Source organism: Rhizosphaericola mali (assembly GCF_004337365.2).
GTDB classification, from domain to species: Bacteria; Bacteroidota; Bacteroidia; order Chitinophagales; family Chitinophagaceae; genus Rhizosphaericola; species Rhizosphaericola mali.
This window is the reverse complement of the sequence record NZ_CP044016.1, coordinates 1,366,630-1,385,631: the sequence shown is the minus strand read 5'-3', so window position 1 is coordinate 1,385,631 and position 19,002 is coordinate 1,366,630. Positions and strand designations below refer to the sequence as shown.

Below are 19,002 nucleotides of genomic sequence, written 5' to 3'. Positions count from 1 at the left end.
ATCAATTTGAAACATTCATTTGATTAGATTTTATAGAATATTTGTAAAAAATTACCTAATATATCTAGTTCCTAGATCTTAAAACCTATTTATTGTTGTGTGAAATACAGTTATAATTATATAGATAAGGCTTATTATTATTAATATTATGACATATTGTATAAAAATTTTTCTAATGAATATTTTAGTGTCGTTTCGGACCGATGGCAATACTATACAAGTGGTAAATATAGTACCAACTAATTATCAAAATAAATTATCCAAAATTCAACTTGTCCCTATTTAAAACAAATATCATATTACTAATTTGAATCTTTCACTGATTTTTTGAATTCTAATGGAGTTAAATTTGTCTTAGATTTAAACAACTTATTGAAAGATTGAGTACGCTCAAATCCTAGTTCATAAGCTATTTCGCTTACTGTTAATGTAGTCGTAAATAACATCTCCTTCGCTTTAGAGATTAATTTATCATGAATATGCTGTTGTGTAGTTTTGCCTGTTAATGAAGTTAATAATCCGCTCAAATATTTAGGGGACATCTGCATTGATGCAGCAATAGCTTTTACCGATGGTAATCCTTCGTTGATAATGTCTTCTCTATCAAAATATTCATCTAAATAGGAAATGAATTGCCTCAAAGTCTGATGGCTACTTTTTTGCCTAGTAATAAATTGTCTTTGATAAAATCGCTCTGAATAGTTCAATAAAGTTTCAATTTGAGAAACTATAATATTTTGACTAAATTTATCAATACTACAATTAGATTCATCCTGTATATCATCCATTATATTTAGTAAAATCAACTCCTCTTTTTCCGATAAAAACAATGCTTCATTGACAGCATAATCAAAAAATTCATAGTTCTTAATTGTCTTACCCAAGGATGTATTCCAAAGAAAATCAGGATGTATTAATAAAAGCCACCCTGTATGGGAAGCTTTATTTTCGGAAGCAGAATATTGGATATTCAATACCTGTTGGGGGCACATAAAAAATAATACGCCTGCGTCAAAGTCCAATTGTTGTTGTCCATACATTATTTTCATATTAGAGGTTCTTTTCAATGAGATAGAATAAAACTCTTGTACGAAATAATCATCACTTCCATCAGTATTGGGTTGTATCTGAGTAAAATCAATGAGGCTAATTAATGGGTGTTTGGGTGGCGGTAAAGTTCTATATTGGTGAAATTCACTAATTGTTTTAATCCTCCTCGGTAGTAGATTTTTCATGATCTAAATTTACTTATTTCTTATTGTAAACCATAGCAAATTCCTCTGCAAAATCCTTGACCTTTACTTTTCCTAATATGGGTTTATGTCGATTATAATCCTCTGCAAGCGCACCTGTATGGATGCTATTGTTTAGATCTACAATATCAGATGCAATACTTTCCGGCAAACCATTTTTTACTAGTATATTTTTGACGATTTCAACAGATAAAAGCTTCCATTGAAGATCTGGTATTCCTATTGCAGCACCTAAAATTTGGGCAGATTCGGCAGCACTCTTTTCGTCACTAGCAACATATCTTATCCTCAATTTTTCTGAAGAGGTATTTAACAACTCTTCTGATACGGCAGCTGCAATATCAATTGGATGCACCCAAACGATATTATCATGTTCTCCATAATTTGCACCAATATAACCTAAATGCTTGATCATATTAATAAATCCAAATGTGTTATAATAAAAGGAACCTGGACGAATAAAAACTAAAGAAATGGAAGGGATTTGAGAGAATATTTTTTCAGAATTATGAGACCCCAAAATTATACCTGTACCTCGATCCAAATGAGCACCCCAACTACTAAGATGAACTACATGTTTCACGCCAGATTGCTGTATTGCTGTTGCATAATTCGTTGCTATTCGCCTGTAATATTCAACTTGATTTATTTCCTTAAAATTAGGAGGAATAATACAGTATACAGCATCGACATTTTGAAATGTATTTGTGAGAAATGTTACATTTTCCAATGATCCAATGGCAGGAATCGCACCCATAGATTCAATTGCTTCAGATTTCTCTATATCACTACTAACAACAGTGACTTTATGTCCTTCTTTGATAAGATTTTCTGTTAAGGGTTTGCTTATATGCCCTAACGAACCAGTAATTACAATATTCATATTATTTCATTTTTATAAATACAAAATTGAAATGATTATGAATCTCTATTGTATCCAAATATCTTATTATTGTATCCAAAAAAGAATTTTTTTATTATTTATGCACTTTATGACCATTTAAGTCACACTTATTTTACAACGACAACATAAATTCTTTTAAAAAATACGATTAATTAAAGAAAAAATTTGAACATGAATTGCGAAAGAATTTTTTTGGATGTAATAGCTTTATGATTCCATACTAAAAGATGATTATCTAATAAATCTTTCAATAGATAATCATCTCTAAATTATATTTTTATTCTTACCGAATTAGAACTTATAACTAACACTTGCTACTAATTGCCTTAACATTTGTGGATTCATGGTTGTATAACCAGTCCAGTAATGTTTATTCGTTAAATTATCCACTTTTAAACCTAAAATAAGGTGGTTCGTTTCATAGGTAATGGCTGAATTAAGTACTAAATAGGAGGGTAAATAAAATACACCCATCGTTGTGCTATTTACAATTTCGTTATTATTAGCATAATTACCACCAAATCCAATACGCAAACCATTTAATACCCCATTTGATATCCTATAACTCATCCACCAATTTGCTTGCCATGGAGAGCTCGCGGTAGTTGGGCGTCTACCTAAAACCGTGGAATCTGCTTCTGTATATTTAGAATCATTATAAGAAATTCCCGATGTAAAATTAAACCCATCAAATACATTCGCACTTAATTGTAACTCTACACCTCGACTCACTTGCGTACCATTTTGAACACTTGCCAATGCTGGAAGATTTGGATCTGCACGTACCGTATTTTTTACGGTGATGTCATAATAACTTAACGATGCACTTACTCTATTTTTTATTAAATCTGTTTTAAAACCAGCTTCCCATTGATTTGCCTGTTCCGGTTTTGCTATAACAGTAACCAAACTATCTTGTTGCCCCTTCTTGTAAGCAGTGTAGGTATTTTTATTCGTAAATCCATTTTGATAGTTTGCAAAAATGGATACTTGATCTTTTATAATTTGATAAACGGCTCCGAACTTTGGAGAAAATACAGTTTGATTATATTTTTGATTACTACCTTGATCATTTATATTAAATCTATCTACTCTTACTCCAGCAGAGATATTAAAGCGATCAGTTAAGTTTATTACATCCGAAATATATGCACTATAAGTATTGGTAATACTTATAGATGGATAAGTTCCGACAGTACTTGATGTATCGTAATAATTGTTTAAGGAAACACCGTTCATCGTACTATAGTCATAGCCTGATGATAATGGTACAATATCAAAATAGCTACTCGGATAGTAAAATAAAATATTTGCGTTTAGTCTAGTATAATCCAATCCTAATACGATTCGATTTCGAACACTTCCAATTTTAAAGTCTCCATTGAAATTCTGTTGAATTTCTAGTGTTTTTCTTTTTCCATTTCTAGTAGATTGATCTGCCCTTGCTAAATAATAGTTATTAATATCGGTAGTATTGGGAACCAGATAAAAATAGGCAGCTCGACCATTGGAATAACTTTGTCCATAGGAGAAATTGGTTGAGGATGTAAAACTTTTAGAAATTTTATAATTTACTTGTCCAAAATAATTTGCACTATTCGATGTTTGATACATTCCATCTCCAACATATGCATTTTTGTAATCCATATTTATTTGCTTAGCATTCGTTACCCCAAGCTGAGCTACAGGATAATAGAAAAATAAATATGGACTTACCTGATTTTTTCCATAAGACAATTCCGCATCTAGGCTAATTGATAATTTCTCTGATGGTTTATATAATAAACTCGGAGCAACAAAATATCTTTTAGAAAATCCTTCTGTTTGAAAAGATCCTTGATTATTATAAGCCCCGTTTAATCGAAATAATAACTGCTTCTTCTTATCTAGTGGGCTATTTATATCAATACTTCCACGTCCAAACTGGTAACTACCTAAGGACATAGATACATTGCCACCAAAATGATCAAAAGGTTTTTTAGTTACACGGTTAATTAACCCTCCGTATGAAGTAAGTGTACTACCAAAAAGCGTAGCAGAAGGTCCTTTAATAACTTCCAATGTTTCTAAATTAGCAGCATCAATGGCATCTGTTACGACTCCCGCAATTCCATTTCTTAATGTCGATTGCATCGTGAAACCACGACTATTGTAATATGCGCCACCATCACCAGCACGACCAGTAGCCGCCCACATCGTTTGTACGCCTGGAGCATTGCGCATTGCATCATCCACAGAATACACCATCTGATCAGCTATGAGACTTTTAGATATTGTTGTATAAACTTGAGAATTTTCTAAATTGCTTAATGGTATCTTTGCTACGGTTTCGCTATTGTCTATTCCAAATTTACGTTTAGTAGAGGAAACTATAATATCTTCTAATTGTCGGCTAGTGATATCAAGCTTAAAATTTAGTTGTACTACACTTCCTGGTTGAATAGTAAACGTCTTTACTTGCTTTTGATAACCCGGTAGAAAAATTTCTATATCAAATATCCCAGAAGGTAGATGTTCGATTTTGTACATTCCTTTATCATCGGTTAACACACTTTTCTTTAAATTAGAAATTTGAACATTGACGTTTGGGGCATCTTTTCCATCATTAGAGGAAACCATACCATAGACAATCCCATTCAAACTATTATTTTGAGCATTTATTTGAGTTAAAAACAAGATCGAAAAAACTAAACATCCAAAGAAACGGAATAAGGTTTTCCTACCAAAATTATCCTTTTGCATCATCACAAATTAAAATATGTATGTAAATATGCATGCAAAATTGAACTTCATTAAGATGTGAATGCTTACGAATTTGGGAATTTTTTCATTTATACTAAAAATTAAGTCCATTATTAAATTGGATACGCTTTATATACAGCTAGTTCTATATTTTCTTAATAAAAAGAAAATTGGTAAATTATAATTCAATAGTATATCTATTTAACTTGCCTCATCTCATATATATTTCCTATTATTTTAGGACGGATAGGACTATTAATTAACCTAAATAGAATATTTTATACCAAATACTAAACCGAAATTTGTATCCTAATATTTTAGATAAATGGAAAATAATTATCAAGATGTATTAACACAGAATGGAATCGTAAGAGGATTTAACGCAGAAATAGACAACGTAATATCATTTAAAGGAATTCCTTACGCAGCAGCACCTGTTGGCCCTTTAAGATGGAGATCACCACAAGAGCCGAATAATTGGAACGGAATCAAGCTAGCAGATAAATTTAGTCCAGGTTCATGGGGTACATCCTTCCCAGGGCTTGACAATCCTAATTCCAATTTTGATGAAGACTGTTTAACCATAAACATTTGGAAACCAATTAAAACGGCTTCAAATATACCTGTTATGGTATGGATACATGGCGGGGGATTCCAATTTGGTTCCTCTGGCGAACCGTTATATAATGGTGCAAAGTTCGCATCCAAAGGAGTATTATTTGTAAGTTTCAATTACCGATTAGGAGTCTGGGGATTTTTAGCCCATGAAGATTTAGATAAGGAAGGAAATTATTCTGGAAATTTTGGACTTCAAGACCAGTTATTTGCATTGCATTGGATAAAGAAAAACATAGCAAATTTCGGCGGAGATCCTAATAACATTACTTTATTTGGTGAGTCTGCAGGAGCACATGCAGTAGGGCTGTTGATGTCATCTCCTTTATCTAAAGGATTATTCCATAAGGCTATTGGACAAAGTGGAGCCTTCTGGGATAGTGAACATGGATCTCTTTCAGATGCATCAGAAGCTAGAAGAAAAGGGGCTCAATTAGTAAATCAATATGCGAATGGAAGTTTGGAAGTCTTAAGATCCATGCCTGCATCAACCTTAAATGATATAGCTAAATGGGATTTTAGATTTGATCCAGGCACGTCTGCATTTTCTCCCAATATTGATAATTATGTAATAACGGATTATCCCGCAAATATCTTTGCAAAGGGTTACCAAATGGACATTCCACTTATTACAGGTATAAATGGAGCAGAAGAAACACTTTTTTTACATCGTTCATGGAAACACGATACCATAGAAAACTTTCAAAAAGTGGTCACTTCTAAAATTGGGAAAGAAAACATGCAAGCATTTAGTTCTTTTTATCCGTCAAACACAGAACAGGAGTTCAGTCGTTCAATTGGCCTTTTGATTGGCGATCTTGTTATAAGCGAACAAACCTGGGAGTGGGCACAATTACATAGACAAACGTCAAACAGTCAAGTTTATAGCTACTATTTTGATTATCGCTCCCCTTTAAATCCTGTACCCGAACATGCATCAGAAATAAAATTTGTTTTTGGTTTGATGAATGAAATAAATAATGTAAACTCATTAAATGAGCGAGATCTTGGTCTTGCAGAGGAGATGATGGATTATTGGACAAATTTCGCTAAGTACAGTGACCCCAATGGAGTGAATTTACCTCAATGGCGGAACTACACGACAGAAGATCCACATGTTTTACAATTTAGTGATCAAACAACCACAAAAGAGGAGCCTTGGACTGAAAGATTTAAGTTTTGGCAATCATTGCGTAGCAAAGGTAGTTTTCCAAAATCATGGAGAGTAGATGATTAAAATTTAAAAAAATGATAAATCATAAGATAATAGATGTGCATGCACATTTCATAACTGAAAAATATAGAGCTAAACTTATAGATGCCGGATATGAAAAACCAGATGGTATGCCTCGCATACCCGACTGGAACAAAGAAGAAGCATTAAAAATGATGGATCGTCATAATATAAGCACCGCAATGCTTTCCATATCATCACCTGGCGTACACTTTGGTGAGGATGCGCAAGCTAGATCCTTGGCAAGACTTGTCAATGAAGAAGGAATGGAGATTGTAAATGCACATCCAGATCGTTTTGGTTTATTTGCCTCCTTACCTCTACCCGATATAGAAGGATCACTTGATGAAATAGATTATGCAGTAAATACTTTGCATGTAGATGGATTTGTATTAGAGACTAATTTTCATGGTGTATATCTAGGAGATGATAAGTTGTTACCCATCTTTAGCAAGTTGGATACTTATGGAAGTATTTTATTCATTCATCCGACATCCCCTTATTGTTCTTGCAATGGACATGCGCACCAATATCAGCAACTTTCTTACCCCAATCCAATGATGGAGTTTATTTTTGATACTACGCGTTCCGTTATTAATATGATACTTATGGGTGTGACAAAAAAATTTAAAAATATCAAAATAATCATTCCGCATGCAGGTGCTGCATTGCCTGTAATTGCAGATAGAGTTGCAGGATTAACCCCAATCTTAGGTTTGGAAAACCCGATAACAGAAGGAGATATTTTTAATGAATTGCAGTCATTTTATTATGATTTGGCGGGAGCTCCCTTACCAAGATTACTCCCAGCGTTACGTACGTTTGCCAAGGATACACATCTATTATATGGCAGCGACTATCCATTTACAGCAGAAAATCTTTTGCAAAAGTTTTTACAAAAGATTAAAGATTCTGATTTATCCAGTGATATCCAAGAGGATATATTTCAAAACAATGCCATCAACTTGTTTAAAAGATTAAATAGTAATATTGTGTAAGAGTACTAAATTATAGTAGTAAATTTTTCATAGTATGTTATTTGAATTTGAAACAAGTCCGAGTTTTAATTTCCTCAAAAGCTTTTCTGAAAAACTCAATCTTCCTGTTGGGAATAATTATTTAGTTATTCCCAACTATCTAGGCAAAGGTTATATCAAACAGATAACACTTTCCAATAATTTAAAACTTATCATTCATAATTACACCCTTATTGAAGATTTAATTATTAAAAGATTGGCTCCTAATAAGCGGCACGACCTTATAAATATTGTTTTTAGTTGTAATGATTCAACAACCAACAAGCCTATTTCTGCGAAAGAACAGCAGTCTTTACCCCCAAATCGTTATGCAATACAAGTAGCATCAAGTGATCTGGATTTGGAGGTGCTGTTTCCTGCCAAAATGCAAACTTCCTACGTTGTATTAGGTATTAAAGCCAACGATTTAAAAAAATTGTTATTAATAGAAGCCCCTAATAAAGTAATTGAAAATATTTTAGAAAATAGAAACAGCTTTCTTTTTCACGAAGAAATGACGGTGGAAATTTTTCAAATATTAAAAGACATTACGGAAGGAACAACGATTCCTAGTTTAGAAGATTTCTTTTATAGAGTTAAGATACAGCAGCTGCTTTATAGTCTATTCAAAAAATTAATCCTTCGCAAAGATTATCAGCAGTTTAATTTATACAATAGTGACGTGGAAAAAATATACGCAATCCGTCATCAATTGCAAATAGATATTAGCAATCCTCCAAATTTACAAAAGCTCTCAATAAAATTTGGCATCAGTGAAACCAAAATGAAAGTGGCATTTAGACAAATTTTTGGAGATAGTATCTATAATCTTTTTCAAAAGTTGAGAATGGAAAGAGCCGCTGAACTTATTCGTGAGAAAAAGTTTTCTATAGCTGAAATTGGATATGAATTAGGGTTTTCCAATTTGAGTCATTTTGCCAGATTATTTAAAAAGTACCATGGAATTACACCTAAAAAATATTCTTTACTATAAACGAAAATAATCGATTACATCATCAAAGACATTATAGAAATATTTATAACCTTTCATACTATTAGCGACATTATAATTTATACTACTTGGGATTATGACAGATTTCTCAAAAAATAAATATTAACATCTAAATGGAAATCAATATTTTAAGATAGAATTAAATCTTCTTAATTTAATATTGTGCTAAATTCGCATCTATTAAAATTGAAGTTGATTACTATTTAAAAATTAAGAGATGTTCCTTTCTAAAAAGTTTTTTTCCTCTTTCCTTTTCATTCTCATTTCATTTCAAATACAGGCACAAAATAATGACCTTAAATTGTGGTATGATAAACCTGCGAAAGAGTGGGTTGAAGCATTACCTCTTGGCAATGGAAGACTCGGTGCTATGTTTTTTGGTGGTGTAGATAGTGAAAAAATTCAGTTAAATGAATCAACTCTTTATAGTGGTCATCCTATACCTAACTCCATTAATCCAGATGCGTATAAATATTTAAAACCAATCAGGGTTGCCTTATTAGAACATCAAGATTATTCTACAGCCGAAAAATTAGCCCATCAAATGCAGGGTTTATATACAGAATCCTATATGCCAATGGGGAATATTTATATACATCAATTTTATGATCATAAAAATCCTATTGTTTCAGACTACAAAAGAGAATTGAATATATCCAATAGCATTGCTTTAACATCATTCACTATAGATGGTGTCTCATATACTAGAGAAATGTTTATTTCCTCTGTAGATAGCATCTATGTTATACATATGACATCTTCTAAACCACATCAACTAAACTTGGACATTAGTGCCAATAGCTTGATTCATTACACAATATCACATGACACAAAAACTCAAATCTCATTAAGTGGCAATGCTCCAGCACATGTAGATCCTGTCTATTATAATCGTAAAGGAATATCTCCCATTATCTACGTGGATTCAAATGGACATGAAGGAATGCGCTTTCAATATAGAATTAATGTAAAAAATAATGGAGGGCATGTACGTATAGAGAATAATACATTACATGTTAAACAGGCTACGGACCTCACTATATTCATTGCCGCAGCTACAAGTTTTAATGGTTTTAATAAATTTCCAGACACAGATGGTCTTAATGAAAAAACAATCACCAAATCAAGAATTATTAACGCTAATAAGAAGTCATATGAACTATTAAAAAAAAGGCATATACAAGACTATCAGAAGTATTTTAATAGAGTTGAGTTTACAATAAAAGACACGGTTAATACAAAAGATGATCTTCGTAAATTTACAACAGATAAGAGATTAATGGAGCATTCTAATGGAAAATATGATCCATCTTTAGAAGCGTTATATTTTCAATATGGAAGGTATTTATTAATATCAGCTTCTCGCATTGGAGGGCCTCCTGCAAATTTACAGGGAATATGGAATAATGAATTAAGAGCACCGTGGAGTTCTAATTATACGATTAATATTAATACCCAAATGAATTATTGGCCATCAGAAGTTACCAATCTTTCAGAATTACACCAGCCCTTATTACGATTTTTACAAGATTTATCCGTTACAGGAAAACGTATTGCGCAAGAATTTTATCATGCTAATGGATGGGTAGCACACCACAATTCTGATATATGGGGTACCGCTAATCCAGTAGGAAATAAAGGGGACGGAGAGCCACTTTGGGCGAATTGGCCGATGGGCGGTAATTGGCTATGTCAGCATCTATGGGAACACTTTTTATTTACAGGAGATAAAAATTTTTTACAAACACAGGCATATCCATTAATGAAATCTGCGGCTCAATTTTCCATTGATTGGCTCGTGAAAGATCCTAATACAGGATATTATGTAACAGCACCATCAACCTCACCAGAAAATTTATTTAAAGATTCTACCGGCAAACCACAATCAGTTTCTGTAGCTTCTACAATGGATATGTCCATAATTAGGGATTTGTTTACAAATGTTATAGAAGCGTCCAAAACACTAGGGATAGATTCTTCATTTAAAGATTCACTAATAATGTATAAATCCCAATTATTTCCCCTTAAAATCGGTAAAAATGGACAACTATTAGAGTGGTATAAAGAATTTGAAGAGACGGATATTCATCATCGACATATTTCACAGCTATTTGGTTTGTATCCAGGAAAAGAAATTACTACGAATACACCACGGCTATTTAATGCTGCAAAAAAAACACTGGAGATTCGAGGTGATGAAGGTACTGGATGGAGCAAAAGTTGGAAAATTAATTGGTGGGCACGTCTGCTAGATGGAGATCATGCGTATAAACTTCTATTAGATTTAATGAAATACACCGGTCCTGGATCTGAATGGAAAGGAGGGGGAACTTATCCTAATATGTTTGATGCTCATCCACCATTCCAAATAGATGGTAATTTTGCCGGAACAGCTGGTATTGCAGAAATGTTATTACAAAGTCAAAATGGTCAAATACGCTTACTTCCCGCACTACCTAAAATATGGTCCACAGGGGAAGTAAAAGGTTTAGTTGCAAGAGGTAATTTTGTCATAGATATGCATTGGAAAAATCAAACACTTAGTACAGTTAAAATATTATCCAAAATTGGAGGCACCTGTAATATAATTTCAAAAAATGAATTAAAGTCTAGTCAATTTAAATTGAGTAGCAAAAAACAAAACGGCTTTTATTTGATTTCCTTTACTACCGTAAAAGGGTCCACCTATGAGCTACATTCATAAACTCACAAAAATAGCATTATGCTATTTTTACTTATTCAAAATAAAATGAATAAGAACAGAACAAATATTCATTCATTTTTTTAAACTAAAAAATTTAGTAATATTTTTGTCTTATGAATTCAGGAATGCCTTTAGCCGAAAGAATAAGACCAGAAACGTTGGATCAACTCGCTGGACAACAGCATCTGGTAGGGAAGGGGAGCGTGTTGCGTAAAGCAATTGAGAGTGGTCATATTCCGTCCATGATCCTTTGGGGACCTCCAGGAGTTGGTAAAACGACAATGGCAAATATTATAGCGCATACGATGCAAAAGCCTTTTTACCAATTAAGTGCGATTAGCAGTGGTGTCAAAGAAGTGCGTGAAGTGATTGAAATGGCACGCAAACAATTAGGCGCCATTTTGTTTATCGATGAGATTCACCGTTTTAATAAAGGACAACAAGATGCATTGCTCGGTGCCGTGGAAAAAGGAACAATTACCTTAATCGGTGCGACAACGGAGAATCCATCTTTTGAAGTTAATTCGGCTTTGATCAGTCGTAGTCAAGTTTATGTTTTGAAAGCTTTGGATAAAGAGGATTTGGAAAGTCTTTTGCATTATGCCTTAGAAAAAGATGAACTACTAAGTCAATTAAAAGTCGAACTAAAAGAAACCTCCGCATTATTAAAAATTTCAGGTGGAGATGCTCGTAAATTGTTGAATTTATTTGAATTAGTTATTCAATCTTTGAAAAAAAATGATAAACAAAAAATTGTCATTACAGATTATGCTGTAATGGAAATTGCGCAAAATAAAATTGCAATTTACGACAAGCAAGGTGAACAACATTATGATATCATTTCCGCATTTATAAAAAGTATGCGCGGTAGTGATCCTAATGCAGCAATATATTATTTGGCTAGAATGCTAGCAGGAGGGGAAGATATTAAATTTATAGCGCGTCGTATGGTTATTTTTGCTAGCGAAGATATTGGAAATGCCAATCCCAACGCGCTCTTGTTAGCCAATACTACCTTTGATGCCGTTAATAAAATAGGTAATCCAGAATCTCGAATCATTTTGGCACAATGTGCTACATATCTTGCATCTACTCCCAAAAGTAATGCTTCCTATAATGCGATCAACCAAGCATTAGCTTTTGTAAGTCAAACGGGAGATCTTTCTGTACCATTACATATCCGAAATGCGCCAACAAAATTAATGAAAGACCTAGGATATCACAAAGGTTATCAATATTCTCATGACTATGATAATCATTTCAGCGAACAGGAATTTTTACCAGATGAAATAGCTGGTACAAAATTTTATGATCCTGGTCACACGCCAAGAGAAGATGAATTGCGTCGTTATTTAAAATCTCTTTGGAAAGAAAAATATGGCTATTAAATTCTTATTTTACAGTGACGATACATTCATGTTTAACTTTGAAATTTAAAGAATTGGCAATAAAGCAATATTTATTTGCTTTTTCATGTAAGGATTGAGCAAAGTCGATTTTATCGTATTCTAGTAAAGTAATGGATATTTTCAATACAACACTAGTAAACATACCACTTCCATCTTTATTCTCTAACATCGTACCTAAAGGTTGATCCTGATAGCTCAATACAGTTATGCCATTTACAGCACATAAATGCAAATACCAAAGCATGTGGCAAGAAGAAATGGAAGCTAAGAACATTTCTTCAGGGTTGTATTTCGTTGGATCACCAAGAAATGCGGGGTCAGAAGATCCGAGAATTGTTGGCTTATTTTTTATTTGAATGGAAAAACTTCTTTCGAATGCATTATAGTTTTTTGTGCCCAAGCCTTTATTGCCCGTCCAATCCAATTGTAAAGTGTAAATGTGATTTTTTTCCATAAAAAAGGTAGAAAGTACGAATGTAAACTTTCTACCTAATATAAAAATAAAAATGAAAAATGCTTAATGCATACCAGATGGCACTTTAGCTCCTTTTTTATTTTTGACAACAATAAGTATAAAAGGTATTGTCGCTAAAAATAGTATTCCTAAAAACATCCAAATGTCCATATAAGAAAGAATCGCAGCTTGTCCCATCGTTTGCCCTTCAATTGCTTGCATCGCTGCTAAATGAGCTTTGTCTGGCGTCATTCCACTCGAAATAAATTTTTGTGTAAATGCTCCCAACCTTTGAACAAAAATTGGATTCGTTGGATTAAGATGGCCTATCATATCGACACGATGTTGTTGTGTCGTTCTAGTCATATAAGTTGTAATCAAAGCGACACCAAATGAGCCTCCTAACTGACGCATCATCCCTGTAAAAGATGCACCTTCTCCAATTTCTTGTCCCTTTAATGAACTTAAAGACAATGTAGTAATTGGAATAAATAATAAAGATAATCCAACACCTCTCACCATCAATAATTTGAAAAAATCTCCTTCTCCAGAAAAAGAAGTCAATTTCGTATACCCCCACATACTATACGCAAAAAACAAAAACATCCCTAATGAGGCTAATATTTTTTGAGGTACGCCCTTTTGAATTAAAGTTCCTACAATAGGCATCATAAATGCAGTTGCGAGAGAAGATGGTACCAATAATAAACCAGATTGAAGAGCCGTCCATCCTAAAGAATTCTGGGTATAAATAGGAAGAATAAAAGTTGATCCATATAATCCAAATCCTAAAATAAACATCAATACGGTACCGACCGCCAAGTTTTTATTTTTCAAAACTCGTAGATTCACGATTGGTTTTTCAAATACCAATTCTCTCCAAATGAATAAGTAAAAACTTATTACAGATATAATCGAACAAGTCAAAATAGGTGTACTTGAAAACCAATCTTCTTCTTGTCCTTTTTCCAATACATATTGTAATGTTCCTACTGCAAATGCAAGAAATATAATTCCCCACCAATCAACTGTACCTGATTTTTTATTATTAAAAGGAGGATTTTTTACATATCGCAAGGATAATATTGTCGCAACAATTCCTAAAGGAATATTGATATAAAAGATATCTGGCCAACTATAATTATCAATAATATAACCACCCAATGGAGGTCCTAACGTAGGTCCTACAATTACGCCCATACCATATAACGCCTGCGCAATACCTTGTTTTTCTTTTGGATAAATTTCAGTGATAATTGTTTGCGAAGTAACGAGTAGTGCACCGCCTCCCATACCTTGGATAAAACGGAAAGCAATAATTTCCGTCATAGACGTTGCATTACCACAAAGGAAAGAGCATAGCGTAAATATGACAATAGAAGTCGCAAAATATTGCTTACGTCCAAATTGTTGTGATAACCAACTCGTCATCGGAATGACGATTACGTTACCAATCGCATAGGCTGTAACTACCCATCCAATTTCATTCAAGGTAGCACCAAGACTACCTTTCATATCATTGAGGGCAACGTTTACAATAGTCGTATCAACGATTTCCAAAAGAGCACATAATATTACCGTGATGGTAATAATTACCCTTCTAGCACCATATTCAACTAATGCATTTTCGCCACTATTATTTGCCATGAATAAATAAAATTTATGTCAAATAGTTAAAAAACTATTTTCTATTAATTAAAATGTACATCTGCTTCTACGTTCATACCAGAACGGATTTTTTTGTAAATAGGATTGTTTTTGTCTTTGAAATCAATCCTTACAGGTACACGTTGTACCACTTTTACAAAGTTACCAGACGCGTTATCTGGAGGCAATAAAGAAACTGCGGCACCAGTTGCAGGAGATAATGAAGTTACTTCACCTTCCAACTCTTCATCAGGATAAGCATCTACTTTTATAGTTGCTTTTTGACCAACAGCCATCTTAGTTAATTGCGTTTCTTTGAAATTAGCAATTACCCATTTAGCATCAGATGGAACGATAGAAAATAAAGTTGTACCAGCACTCAAATATTGACCTGGTTGCAAGTTAACTTTTCCCACTTGTCCATCAGCTTGAGCAAGGATAACTACATAACTCAAATCTAATTTTGCAGCATCTAAGTTTGCTTGAGCTTGCTTAATTTGAGCATTTGCAACATTTGTTTGACTTTTATTTACATGCTCTTGAGAAGCTACTGCAGACACTTGTTTTGCAGCGGCGGATCTTTGGGCTTTTAAAACACCTAATTGTCTATCTGCGGTTTGTTTTGCTGCCAAAGCTTGTTCGTATTGCTGTTGAGTTATTGTATGGTCTTGAATAAGATTTGCATATCTTTCATAATCTTTTTCAGTTCTCCACGCATTAACTTCTGCTTCTTTGATTTGAGCATCGATAGTTTCGATACTTTGTCTTGAAGAGGAAACATTTGACATAGTTACTTGAGAACCAGCGGATGCAACAGATACATTAGTTTTAGCTGTTTCTAGTGCAGCTTCCATTGCTTCAACTTTTACTGCATAATCTCTATCATCCAAAATAACCAATGTATCGCCCTTGTGTACGTATTGGTTTTCTTTTACTCTGATATCTTTGATATAACCAGCAACTCTTGGGATTACAGGGCTCATATCTGAGGATACTTGAGCATCATCCGTAGATTGATGGATTTGGGATTGTTTATATAAATAAAAACCATATATACATCCAAAAACCACGATTATCCCAAAAATGATTGCAAACTTTTTGCTACTTTTCTTTTTTGGTTCTTGTTCTGTAGTTGTATTGTTATTTTCCATTTTATTAAGAGAATTAATATATTTATTTAATGAAATTATTTGTTGTCTAAATTGTATTTTGAAATGATCGTACCAGCAGATTCATTTATTTTGTTATAAGATATAATAGCATCAGCCTTTCCGTATTCAAAATCAATATTTGCTTTCAATTTTGCAACATCTGCATCCAAAAGGTCCGTAGTAGTTGCTAAACTATTGTCATATTTATTTTTCGTAACTCTATAATTTTCATCAGCCTGTTGTATAGCAGTTTGATATACTTCTAATTTTTTCAAGGCTTCAATATAATTTTGAATATTCGTGAAAATTTGTGATTTGATATTATCTTCTAATGCAGCTTGGTTCCACTTTAAAGTTTCTACTTGAGCTTGAGCTTGTTTAACTTTTGTTTTATTTTTATATAGAGATCCAATATCATACTTTACTCCAACTCCAAGATTTAAAGCATTAGTGATCGACATTGCATGTGGTACGTCCATAGCAATATATCCACCTGTCAATCCTATAGAAGGCAATTTATCGCTTTTAGCGAGATCTATCTGGGTCTGAGCGGCTTGTTCTCTTTCTAATAGTGCTTTGATATCTCCTCTATTAGTCAAGGCTGCCTGTTCTAAAGCATTCGCATTATCGGCATTAGGAAATTTAGTCATATCAATACTATCTGTAGCTACTTTAGTTGCATCATTTAACCCAATCAATAAATTGAAATTGTAATTCAACACTTTTTCTTGATTTTCTGCATCTAAAAGAGAAAGTTCCATATTACTCTCTTGTAATTGAACTTTCAAAAGATCATTTTTAGCAACAATACCATTTTGTTCCAATCTCACAAAATCCTTAACACGTTTTTGAGCGGTTGCAAGATTTTCACGAACGAGCTTTACAGCGGCTTGAGATTTGTACAAACTGTAATATGCTTCAACAATATTTTCAGCTATTTCTTCCTTATCTCTCTGCAAATCAAATTGGGATGCATTTTTTAAGAAATTAGCAGCTTTAATATTATTTTTAATTTTTCCACCAGCGAAAATAGTATAATTTGCAGTGACCATTCCATACATTAAAGAATTGACATTAGGTATGGTAGTTCCAGAACTGCTACCATCACTGCTGCTAGTTGGAAATTTCAAATCAATTTTTGGTTTATTGATTCTATAATATCCTCCGCTTGCAGATGCGTCAGGTAATCGTCCCATTTTTGCATCATCGTAATTGGCTATTGCCTCATTAATCTTAGAATTGGAAATACGAATACTTTTACTATTCTGCATACCCATTTCAAGAGCATCTTGTAATGAAAGATTTTTTTTCAAGCTCATAGAATCTTGAGCTTTGGAGTTTACATTAAACATGAAAAGGGCGGCGCCTAAAAATGTAAATGTTTTTTTTGTATTCATTGAGTCCATCAGTTGGATTTATACTTTGAAAAATATAAAAAATTTATCTTGTTATTGATGATATTTCTTGTTTTCGTTAATTATTTACGTTTGTATCTAAATTTCTTATAACGTGATTAGGATTACTATCATTTAAAATTGGATGCAAAGTTAAACCTTTTTTATTTTAATTAAACGATTGATTAATTTTTTTATTTTTATTGACGTAAAACAAAAATAGCCACGAAAACGTGGCTATTTTAAAACAATATCAAAAGCATTAAAGATCCGAACTGAGAATAACGGGTCCAGATGGCTGCCCATCACGTTGTTGCTCAGATGCATTTAATACCAACGTATCTTTTGGATTTAAATTACCAAAAACTTGCATTTTTTTGTCATCAGAGGTACCAATACTAACTGGAATAGCGACATACTTTCCATTGCTTACTTTTACAACTCTAATACCAGTATCTGAATTAACCACCGCACTGCGAGGTACTACATATGCATTGCTATTACCAGAGGATAATGGCATATTTACTTCAACTGTCATGCCTGGAATTAAAGACCTCTCACTACCCTTATTATAGACATCCATTTCGACTCTTTCTGATCTTAATTTAGGATCTAATGCTCCAGAAATACGAGCAATTTTTCCAGAAAATATTTGACCAGGTAGAGATGTTGTTGTAAAATTTAAAGCATCTCCCATTTTGAGTAAGTTAGTATATTGTTGAGGTACTGAAATCACTAACCTCATATGCCCTTGTTGTTGTAACACTAACATTGGGATCTGATCACCACTTCCAGAAGGACCAACGTAGGCGCCAGGATTGATATTTCTGGCTGTAATGATACCGTCAAATGGAGCTCTAATAGTCAAATAAGATTGATTTACTTGAATTTCTGAATAATTTGCTTTTGCAGACAACAATTGTGCATAATCAGAATTTCTACGTGCTAATGCTTGTTCCAAATCATTACTTGCTACAGTTCCAGGAGTTTTACTCGTTTCTAATAATCTATTGTAAAAAGTTTTACTAGCGAGATATGTCGCTTCTTGAGATTGCCATCTTGAATAAGAACCTGCTAATTGAGAACTAATTTCAGGGGCGATCATTTTGGCCAATAATTGACCACGACTAACAACACTACCAACATCTACCAATACGTTTTGTACGTAACTGTTGACTTTAGCATAAATCTCTGTATGTTGATAAGCTATTAATTCTCCAGGAATTTGTAAATCAGTAGAAACGGTTCCTTTTTGAATTAGGAATACTTCTTCTGGTGCAGATTGCGTTGCAGTGTCCGCTTTAATTTGTTTTTTCTCTTCTTTTGTAGCTTCATTATTGCCGCAGCTTTCCAAAAAGAACGAAGCACATACAATGCCGCCTGCAAGAGCGATTTGGGTTAGTTTTTTATAATTAAGATAAATCATTTTATTAAAATTTAAATCTAATATTTAGTTTACTATTCAGT

At 33.2% G+C, this 19,002-nt stretch carries 13 protein-coding genes; 5 read left to right on the top strand and 8 right to left on the bottom strand.

All coding sequences use genetic code 11. The annotated features are described in order from the left end of the window. Nucleotides 1-302 precede the first annotated feature (302 nt). The 3 genes from E0W69_RS06020 to E0W69_RS06010 all read right to left on the bottom strand — a co-directional run bounded on the left by E0W69_RS06020 (nucleotide 303) and on the right by E0W69_RS06010 (nucleotide 4,899). Entirely contained in the window at nucleotides 303-1,235 is a 933-nt protein-coding gene (locus E0W69_RS06020; RefSeq protein ID WP_131329130.1) for a helix-turn-helix domain-containing protein, read from the bottom strand. Between the two features lie 13 nt (nucleotides 1,236-1,248). Continuing rightward, entirely contained in the window at nucleotides 1,249-2,136 is an 888-nt protein-coding gene (locus E0W69_RS06015) for an SDR family oxidoreductase (RefSeq protein WP_131329129.1), read from the bottom strand. A gap of 312 nt (nucleotides 2,137-2,448) precedes the next feature. Then, nucleotides 2,449-4,899 (bottom strand): TonB-dependent receptor, encoded by a 2,451-nt coding sequence (locus tag E0W69_RS06010; RefSeq protein WP_191967980.1) that lies wholly within the window; start codon nucleotides 4,897-4,899, stop codon nucleotides 2,449-2,451. Between the two features lie 325 nt (nucleotides 4,900-5,224). Between E0W69_RS06010 and E0W69_RS06005 the strand changes: the two genes are divergently transcribed. From E0W69_RS06005 to E0W69_RS05985, 5 genes are all read left to right on the top strand, one after another. Further along, complete coding sequence (locus E0W69_RS06005; protein WP_131329127.1) at nucleotides 5,225-6,751, top strand: carboxylesterase/lipase family protein; 1,527 nt, start codon at nucleotides 5,225-5,227, stop codon at nucleotides 6,749-6,751. An 11-nt stretch (nucleotides 6,752-6,762) separates the two neighbouring features. Beyond that, entirely contained in the window at nucleotides 6,763-7,746 is a 984-nt protein-coding gene (locus E0W69_RS06000) for an amidohydrolase family protein (protein WP_131329126.1), read from the top strand. A 34-nt stretch (nucleotides 7,747-7,780) separates the two neighbouring features. Beyond that, nucleotides 7,781-8,758, top strand: coding sequence for a helix-turn-helix domain-containing protein (locus E0W69_RS05995; protein WP_131329125.1), 978 nt, complete (start codon nucleotides 7,781-7,783; stop codon nucleotides 8,756-8,758). Nucleotides 8,759-8,993: 235 nt separating this feature from the next. Then, nucleotides 8,994-11,480, top strand: coding sequence for a glycoside hydrolase family 95 protein (locus E0W69_RS05990; protein WP_131329124.1), 2,487 nt, complete (start codon nucleotides 8,994-8,996; stop codon nucleotides 11,478-11,480). A 113-nt stretch (nucleotides 11,481-11,593) separates the two neighbouring features. Continuing rightward, a complete protein-coding gene (locus E0W69_RS05985) occupies nucleotides 11,594-12,868 on the top strand; it encodes a replication-associated recombination protein A (RefSeq protein WP_131329123.1) in 1,275 nt (424 codons plus the stop codon). Between the two features lie 4 nt (nucleotides 12,869-12,872). Here E0W69_RS05985 and E0W69_RS05980 read toward each other — a convergent pair whose 3' ends face one another. The 5 genes from E0W69_RS05980 to E0W69_RS05960 form a co-directional block, all read right to left on the bottom strand. Then, complete coding sequence (locus tag E0W69_RS05980; protein ID WP_131329122.1) at nucleotides 12,873-13,343, bottom strand: OsmC family protein; 471 nt, start codon at nucleotides 13,341-13,343, stop codon at nucleotides 12,873-12,875. Between the two features lie 63 nt (nucleotides 13,344-13,406). Next, nucleotides 13,407-14,990 carry a DHA2 family efflux MFS transporter permease subunit gene (locus E0W69_RS05975; protein ID WP_131329121.1) on the bottom strand — a complete coding sequence of 528 codons (1,584 nt, stop codon included), beginning with the start codon at nucleotides 14,988-14,990 and terminating at the stop codon, nucleotides 13,407-13,409. Between the two features lie 44 nt (nucleotides 14,991-15,034). Further along, complete coding sequence (locus E0W69_RS05970) at nucleotides 15,035-16,141, bottom strand: HlyD family secretion protein (RefSeq protein ID WP_131329120.1); 1,107 nt, start codon at nucleotides 16,139-16,141, stop codon at nucleotides 15,035-15,037. A 35-nt stretch (nucleotides 16,142-16,176) separates the two neighbouring features. Next, a complete protein-coding gene (locus E0W69_RS05965; RefSeq protein ID WP_191967979.1) occupies nucleotides 16,177-17,538 on the bottom strand; it encodes a TolC family protein in 1,362 nt (453 codons plus the stop codon). A 259-nt stretch (nucleotides 17,539-17,797) separates the two neighbouring features. Next, a complete protein-coding gene (locus E0W69_RS05960; protein ID WP_131329118.1) occupies nucleotides 17,798-18,961 on the bottom strand; it encodes an efflux RND transporter periplasmic adaptor subunit in 1,164 nt (387 codons plus the stop codon). Between the last annotated feature and the right edge of the window lie 41 nt (nucleotides 18,962-19,002).

Bases quoted from the DNA above. Each gene is read 5' to 3' on its own strand.
- E0W69_RS06020 (WP_131329130.1), bottom strand. From the start codon at position 1,235: ATGAAAAATCTACTACCGAGGAGGATTAAAACAATTAGTGAATTTCAC.
- E0W69_RS06015 (WP_131329129.1), bottom strand. From the start codon at position 2,136: ATGAATATTGTAATTACTGGTTCGTTAGGGCATATAAGCAAACCCTTA.
- E0W69_RS06010 (WP_191967980.1), bottom strand. From the start codon at position 4,899: ATGCAAAAGGATAATTTTGGTAGGAAAACCTTATTCCGTTTCTTTGGA.
- E0W69_RS06005 (WP_131329127.1), top strand. From the start codon at position 5,225: ATGGAAAATAATTATCAAGATGTATTAACACAGAATGGAATCGTAAGA.
- E0W69_RS06000 (WP_131329126.1), top strand. From the start codon at position 6,763: ATGATAAATCATAAGATAATAGATGTGCATGCACATTTCATAACTGAA.
- E0W69_RS05995 (WP_131329125.1), top strand. From the start codon at position 7,781: ATGTTATTTGAATTTGAAACAAGTCCGAGTTTTAATTTCCTCAAAAGC.
- E0W69_RS05990 (WP_131329124.1), top strand. From the start codon at position 8,994: ATGTTCCTTTCTAAAAAGTTTTTTTCCTCTTTCCTTTTCATTCTCATT.
- E0W69_RS05985 (WP_131329123.1), top strand. From the start codon at position 11,594: ATGAATTCAGGAATGCCTTTAGCCGAAAGAATAAGACCAGAAACGTTG.
- E0W69_RS05980 (WP_131329122.1), bottom strand. From the start codon at position 13,343: ATGGAAAAAAATCACATTTACACTTTACAATTGGATTGGACGGGCAAT.
- E0W69_RS05975 (WP_131329121.1), bottom strand. From the start codon at position 14,990: ATGGCAAATAATAGTGGCGAAAATGCATTAGTTGAATATGGTGCTAGA.
- E0W69_RS05970 (WP_131329120.1), bottom strand. From the start codon at position 16,141: ATGGAAAATAACAATACAACTACAGAACAAGAACCAAAAAAGAAAAGT.
- E0W69_RS05965 (WP_191967979.1), bottom strand. From the start codon at position 17,538: ATGAATACAAAAAAAACATTTACATTTTTAGGCGCCGCCCTTTTCATG.
- E0W69_RS05960 (WP_131329118.1), bottom strand. From the start codon at position 18,961: ATGATTTATCTTAATTATAAAAAACTAACCCAAATCGCTCTTGCAGGC.